Origin of the sequence: Streptomyces atriruber (genome assembly GCF_001418325.1) — a bacterium.
In the GTDB taxonomy this organism is placed as follows: Bacteria; Actinomycetota; Actinomycetes; order Streptomycetales; family Streptomycetaceae; genus Streptomyces; species Streptomyces atriruber.
The window spans coordinates 1-6,251 of the sequence record NZ_LIPN01000452.1 but is presented as its reverse complement, the minus strand read 5'-3'; the positions used below and the strand labels follow the sequence as shown (position 1 = coordinate 6,251).

Genomic DNA, 6,251 nt, shown 5'->3' with positions numbered 1-6,251 from the left:
CCCGCGCCCCTCGGCGTCGAGCGCACCCCCACCGGCAATGCCGAGGTGGATGCCTGTCTCGCCCGGATCGGCGACGCGGACCACCTCGCCACGGACGGCCACATCGAGGTGTACGAGGATGTACACCGGGGCCTGCGCGACGCGCTGACCGCGCTCGACGCGCGCCCCGGCCCGCCGGCACCCACCGGGGCACCGGCATCCCCATCTTCGTACGACAGGAGCTGAACCGAACGTGGCAGGAGTGGCACGACGCCGCCTCGACGCCGAGCTCGTCCGCAGGAAGCTCGCGCGCTCGCGCGAGCACGCGAGCCAGCTGATCGCCGCAGGCCGGGTCGCGGTCGGCAAGACCGTCGCGACCAAGGCCGCGACGCAGGTCGAGACGGCCGCCGCGATCGTGGTGACGCAGGACGACAGTGACCCCGACTACGTCTCGCGCGGCGGGCACAAGCTCGCGGGCGCCCTGGCCGCCTTCGGGCCGCAGGGCCTGGTCGTCGAGGGCCGCCGCGCGCTGGACGCGGGCGCGTCCACCGGTGGCTTCACCGACGTGCTGCTGCGCGCGGGCACCGCGCATGTCGTCGCCGTCGACGTCGGCTACGGCCAGCTCGCCTGGTCGCTGCAGAGCGACGACCGGGTCACTGTGAAGGACCGTACGAACGTACGCGAGTTGACACTCGAAGCGATTGACGGGATCCCCGTCGACGTGGTCGTCGGGGACCTCTCCTTCATCCCGCTCGGGCTGGTGCTGCCCGCCCTGGTGCGGTGCGCGGCACCCGACGCGGACCTCGTCCTCATGGTCAAGCCGCAGTTCGAGGTCGGCAAGGAGCGGCTCGGCAGCGGCGGTGTGGTGCGCAGCGCCGAACTGCGGGCGGACGCCGTGCGCGGCGTGGCGCGGCAGGCGTGGGGGCTCGGCCTCGGAGTGCGCGGGGTGACCGCGAGCCCGCTGCCGGGACCCTCCGGGAACGTCGAGTACTTTCTGTGGCTGCGCGCCGGGGCCGATGAGCTGGACCCGGCGGACGTTGACCGTGCCGTGGCGGAGGGGCCCCGTTGACCCAGACCCGAGTGACCCAGACCCGAGCTCGAACCGTCTTCCTGCTCGCGCACACCGGACGGCCCGCGGCCATCCGCAGCGCCGAACTCGTCGTCCAGGGGCTGCTGCGCAGCGGCCTCGGCGTGCGGGTCCTGGAGGCGGAGGCGGTGGACCTGCCGCTGCCCGCGGAGGTCGAGACGGTCAAGGAGGCCACGGCCGACTGCATCGACGACTGCGAGCTGATCGTCGTCCTCGGCGGTGACGGGACGCTGCTGCGGGGCGCCGAGTTCGCGCGGGCCTCCGGGGTGCCGATGCTCGGCGTGAACCTCGGGCGCGTGGGGTTCCTCGCGGAGGCCGAGCGGGACGACCTCGACAAGGTCGTCGACCGGGTGGTCACCAAGGCGTACGAGGTCGAGGAGCGCATGACGATCGACGTCGTCGTGCACCGCAACGGCGACGTGATGCACCGCGACTGGGCGCTGAACGAGGCCGCCGTGCAGAAGGTGTCGCCCGAGCGGATGCTCGAGGTCGTCCTGGAGATCGACGGGCGGCCCGTCACCGGCTTCGGCTGCGACGGGATCGTCTGCGCGACCCCGACCGGGTCGACGGCGTACGCGTTCTCGGCGGGCGGGCCCGTGGTGTGGCCGGAGGTGGAGGCGCTGCTCATGGTCCCCATCAGCGCGCACGCCCTCTTCGCCAAGCCGCTGGTGACCTCGCCGGACTCGGTGCTCGCCGTCGAGGTCCAGCCGCACACGCCGCACGGGGTGCTGTGGTGCGACGGGCGCCGGACCATGGAGCTCCCCTCGGGGGCGCGGGTCGAGGTACGCAAGGGAGAGGTGCCGGTGCGGTTGGCGCGGCTGCATCATGCGTCGTTCACGGATCGACTTGTCGCCAAGTTTGCGTTGCCGGTCTCGGGGTGGCGGGGGGCTCCGCAGTAGCGCTCCGCCGGGTGGGCGGTGTCGCTCCCTGTGGGGCCGGTTCGGGTGGTTCCGCGGTGCGGGTTGTTTGTGGCTGGTCGCGCCGTTCCCCGCGCCCCTTTGCGACCTTCCTCGCGTCCCCTGACAAGCTAGGTCGCGTTGATGACCGTGATCGCTCGTTTGCGCAGGACCGTGCGTACCGGGAGAACGGTGGACAGGAGGGTTAGGAGGACGGTGGCCGTTGCTACTCCTGCGGGGACCGGCCAGGGCAGGTACGGGAGTGCCGAGCCGAAGGCCGTGCTGAGGACGGGGGCCAGTGTGCCCAGCGCGATCGCGGTGCCCAGGAGGAGTGCCGTTCCTGCGACGACCACGGCCTCCCAGGCCGCCATGGCCCCCACCTGCGCCCGTCGGCTGCCGACGACCCGCAGCAGCGCCACGTCACGGCGGCGCTCGAAGGAGATCATGGCGAGCGTGTTCGCGGCGGCGATGGCGGCGAAGCCCGCGTAGAGCCCCGTGCCCACGTAGTCGAGCCAGACCTCGCCCGGGCTGCCCGCCGAACCGGTGCGCCGCTGGGCCGTCGTATGCATGCCGATCTTGGTGAGGCCGAAGCCCACGACCAGGATCAGCGGGACGACCGCGGCGGAGAAGCGGCGCGGCTGCGAGCGGACGTTGAGCATCGCGAGGCGCGCGCTCGGGCCGAACCGGCCGACGACCGCCGAGACCAGCCGGGCCGCGGGGCCGATGAGACGCGGACCGAGGAGGCCCGCGCCCACGCAGAACAGGATGAGGACGAGGAACGCGCCCTCGCCCGCCTCGTCCGCGGGCCGCTCCGACAGGAGCACCGAGACGACGCAGGCCCCCGCCACCGCGAGCACGCCGAGCGGCGCCCGCAGCAGGCCGAGCCCGCGGCGGCCCGTGGCCGCCTCGCTCAGCGCGCGGGCCGGGCGGAGCAGGGAGAACCGCAGCGCGGACAGCAGCGCGGCGACCGTCGTCGTCACCACGGCCACGCCGACGCACACCGGCAGCGCGAGCCAGCTTAAGCGGAAGGCGGCCTCGGCGGGGAGCAGCCCGTGGTCGACCATGCCCGCGTGCCACCACCGGGCGCCGAAGCCGCCGAGCACGAAGCCGACGAGCGCCGCGGGGACCGAGGCGGCGAGGGCCTGGACCGCCACCGCGCGGCGGATCTGACGGGGCTTGGCGCCGATGGAACGCACCATCGCGAGTTCGCGGTGCTGCTGAGCGACGGCCGTGCCCATGGTCGACACGACCACGAATATCGACATGTAGATGGAGCCGATCAATAGGACGACCGCGATGTCGCCCACGCCGTTCTCCGTGATCTGCCTGCGAGCCGCCGGGGAGAGCCCGTCACGGTCGGTGCTCGTCGTGCCGAGCATCATCGTCGACGCACTCACCACGGTCGCCGCGAAGAGCGCGGCCACCGCCGTTCCCACGAAAGCGGGGCGGTGCGCGCGCAGGGCCGCCCGGGCCAGTCCTGTTGTCATGTGGATCATGGTCTCGCCGGATACGGGGCGGGTGCCATGTGGAGAACCGGTGGATCTTGCGGGGGACAGCCCCACCCCGGTGGCCTGCACCGGGGCCCCACCCCAGCGGGTGACAGCGGCGTCAGGTGCGCCGCTTCGACCTGCGCCTTCACGGAAGGGGCCCAGGGCCCGTCGCACACCGGCCCGCTGACCTCGTAAGGTCTTGTCCGTGTTGGAGGAGATGCGGATACGGTCGCTCGGAGTCATCGACGACGCGGTCGTCGAGCTGTCACCGGGCTTCACCGCCGTGACGGGTGAGACCGGTGCGGGCAAGACGATGGTGGTCACCAGCCTGGGCCTGCTGCTCGGCGGTCGCGCCGACCCGGCCCTGGTGCGGATCGGTGCGAAGTCGGCGGTGGTGGAGGGGCGCATTGCCGTGCCCGCCGGTGCCTCGGCCGTCGTGCGCGCGGAGGAGGCGGGGGCCGAACTCGACGAAGGAGCGCTGCTCATCAGTCGTACGGTCTCGGCGGAGGGGCGCTCCCGGGCCCACCTCGGCGGGCGCTCCGTGCCCGTCGGCCTGCTGTCGGAGCTCGCCGACGACCTCGTCGCCGTACACGGCCAGACCGACCAGCAGGGCCTGCTCAAACCGGCCCGTCAGCGCGGCGCCCTGGACCGGTACGCGGGCGACGCCGTCACCGCGCCGCTGGCCAAGTACACGGCCGCTTACCGGAGACTGCGGGCCGTCACGACCGAGGTCGAGGAGATCACCACGCGCGCGCGGGAGCGTGCGCAGGAAGCGGATCTGCTGCGCTTCGGCCTCGAAGAGATCTCGGGGGTCGAGCCGCGGGCGGGTGAGGACACCGAGCTCGCCGCCGAGGCCGAGCGGCTCGGGCACGCGGAGGCCCTCGCCTCCGCCGCCACCTCCGCGCACGCGGCGCTCGCGGGCAACCCCGAGGACCCGGAGGTCGTCGACGCCTCGACGCTGGTCGCGGGCGCCTCGCGGGCCCTGGAGTCCGTACGTTCCCACGACCCCGCCCTGTCCGCCCTCGCCGACCGCCTCGGCGAGATCGGGATCCTGCTGGGCGACGTGGCGGGCGAACTCGCCGGGTACGCCGACGACCTGGACGCCGATCCGCTGCGGCTCGCCGCGGTCGAGGAGCGCAGGGCCGCGCTGACGCAGCTCACCCGGAAGTACGGCGCGGACATCGACGCCGTCCTCGCCTGGGCGGAGGAGGGCGCGGCGCGGCTCACGGAACTCGAGGGCGACGACGACCGGCTGGAGGAGCTGACCGCCGAGCGGGACGCGCTGCGCGCCGAACTCGCCGGGCTCGCCCAGGCGCTGACCGACGCCCGCCAGGAGGCGGCCTCGCGGTTCGCCGCGGCCGTCACCGAAGAGCTGGCCTCGCTGGCGATGCCCCACGCGCGCGTGTCGATCGCCATCAGCGCCACGGAGGTCCCGGAGGGGACCGACGGCGTGGAGGTCGGCGGCCGCACCGTCGCGTACGGGCCCGCGGGCGTCGACGAGGTGGAGCTGCTGCTCGCCCCGCACCCGGGCGCCCCGCCCCGGCCCATCGCCAAGGGCGCGTCGGGCGGTGAGCTGTCGCGCGTGATGCTCGCCGTCGAGGTGGTCTTCGCGGGCACGGACCCCGTCCCGACGTATCTCTTCGACGAGGTCGACGCGGGCGTCGGTGGCAAGGCGGCGGTCGAGATCGGCCGACGCCTCGCACGCCTCGCCAAGTCGGCCCAGGTCGTGGTCGTCACGCACCTGCCCCAGGTCGCCGCCTTCGCCGACCGTCAGTTGCTGGTCGAGAAGACCAACGACGGGATGGTGACGCGCTCCGGGGTGCAGGTCCTGGAGGGCGAGGACCGGGTGCGGGAGCTGTCGCGCATGCTGGCGGGCCAGGAGGACTCCGAGACGGCCCGGGCCCATGCCGAGGAGCTGTTGGCGACGGCGCGGGGCGACGGATAGCTTCCGGCACGGCGGTCGTAGGGTGACCGGATGATCGAACGCAAGTCCGGGCGGCGGCTCGGTGCGCTGCTTGCCGCCGCCGGTGCCACCTGCGCGGGGACCGCCGCGCTCCGTTCCCTCGCGCCCGGTGGGGCCGAGCGGTGGACGCGGAAGAACTACGCGGGCAAGAGCGTCGACCTGTACGCCGGGCCCGCTGCCGCGGTCGGTGCGGCGGCGGGTCTCGCCGCGCTGCCCGCCAAGCCGCGGGCGGCCGCCGTGCTGGCCGTGCTCGCCGCCGGTGCCTGCGGTGCGTACGACGACATGGCGGGGGCCGGGGACCCGCGCCGCGGGTTCCGCGCGCACCTCGGGGCGCTGCGGAACGGGGAGATCACCAGCGGCGCCGTGAAGCTGTTCGGCATCTCCGCCGCGGGGCTCGCCGCCGGGGCCCTGCTCAAGGAACGGCCCGTGGACAAGGTCCTCGCGGGTGTCGTGATCGCCGGTACCGCCCACCTCGTGAACCTCGTGGACGTGCGTCCGGGGCGGGCCGGAGCGGCCGTGCTCGCGCTGGGCGCGCCGGGGCTGCTGCGCAAGGGGCCGGGCGCGGTGGCCGCCGCCGCGTCCATGGGGGCCGCGGCCGCCGTCCTCCCCGACGACTTCGGCGAGCGCGCGATGATCGGTGACGCGGGGGCGCACGCCCTGGGTGCGGCCCTCGGCACGGCCGTCGTCGCGGGCAACGGCCGCGCCGGTCTTGCCGCGCACGCGGCGGCGCTGGTGGCCGTGGCGGCGTACGGGGAGAAAAGGCTTGGACCGTGATCGTCGCGGCGGGGTAGCGTCGGACGGTTCGGCGGGGGCCGGGGCATGAGGCGGGGCCGGGC

The 6,251-nt window shown here is 74.4% G+C and carries 5 protein-coding genes and 1 pseudogene; 5 read left to right on the top strand and 1 reads right to left on the bottom strand.

Features of this window, described 5'->3' with window-relative positions; translation table 11 throughout:
- The 3 genes and pseudogenes from AOK03_RS35575 to AOK03_RS35565 all read left to right on the top strand — a co-directional run.
- Positions 1–225, top strand: a pseudogene (locus AOK03_RS35575) (hypothetical protein); the annotation flags it as partial.
- 7 nt (positions 226–232) lie between these two features.
- Positions 233–1,048, top strand: a complete 816-nt coding sequence (locus tag AOK03_RS35570) for a TlyA family RNA methyltransferase (protein ID WP_055569523.1) — start codon at positions 233–235, stop codon at positions 1,046–1,048.
- 11 nt (positions 1,049–1,059) lie between these two features.
- Positions 1,060–1,965: an NAD kinase gene (locus AOK03_RS35565; protein ID WP_055569522.1), complete on the top strand. Its 906-nt coding sequence runs from the start codon at positions 1,060–1,062 to the stop codon at positions 1,963–1,965.
- A 128-nt stretch (positions 1,966–2,093) separates the two neighbouring features.
- Here AOK03_RS35565 and AOK03_RS35560 read toward each other — a convergent pair whose 3' ends face one another.
- On the bottom strand, positions 2,094–3,449 hold the full coding sequence (locus tag AOK03_RS35560) for an ABC transporter permease (RefSeq protein ID WP_244177877.1): 1,356 nt from the start codon (positions 3,447–3,449) through the stop codon (positions 2,094–2,096).
- 220 nt (positions 3,450–3,669) lie between these two features.
- On the opposite strand from AOK03_RS35560, the gene recN reads away from it, so the two are divergent.
- Together recN and AOK03_RS35550 are read left to right on the top strand one after the other, a co-directional pair.
- On the top strand, positions 3,670–5,397 hold the full coding sequence (gene recN / locus AOK03_RS35555; RefSeq protein WP_055569520.1) for a DNA repair protein RecN: 1,728 nt from the start codon (positions 3,670–3,672) through the stop codon (positions 5,395–5,397).
- A gap of 30 nt (positions 5,398–5,427) precedes the next feature.
- On the top strand, positions 5,428–6,189 hold the full coding sequence (locus AOK03_RS35550) for a hypothetical protein (protein ID WP_055569519.1): 762 nt from the start codon (positions 5,428–5,430) through the stop codon (positions 6,187–6,189).
- Positions 6,190–6,251: the final 62 nt, after the last annotated feature.

Coding starts and splice junctions, on each gene's coding strand:
- recN (WP_055569520.1), top strand. CDS start 3,670: ATGCGGATACGGTCGCTCGGAGTCATCGACGACGCGGTCGTCGAGCTG.
- AOK03_RS35550 (WP_055569519.1), top strand. CDS start 5,428: ATGATCGAACGCAAGTCCGGGCGGCGGCTCGGTGCGCTGCTTGCCGCC.
- AOK03_RS35560 (WP_244177877.1), bottom strand. CDS start 3,449: ATGACAACAGGACTGGCCCGGGCGGCCCTGCGCGCGCACCGCCCCGCT.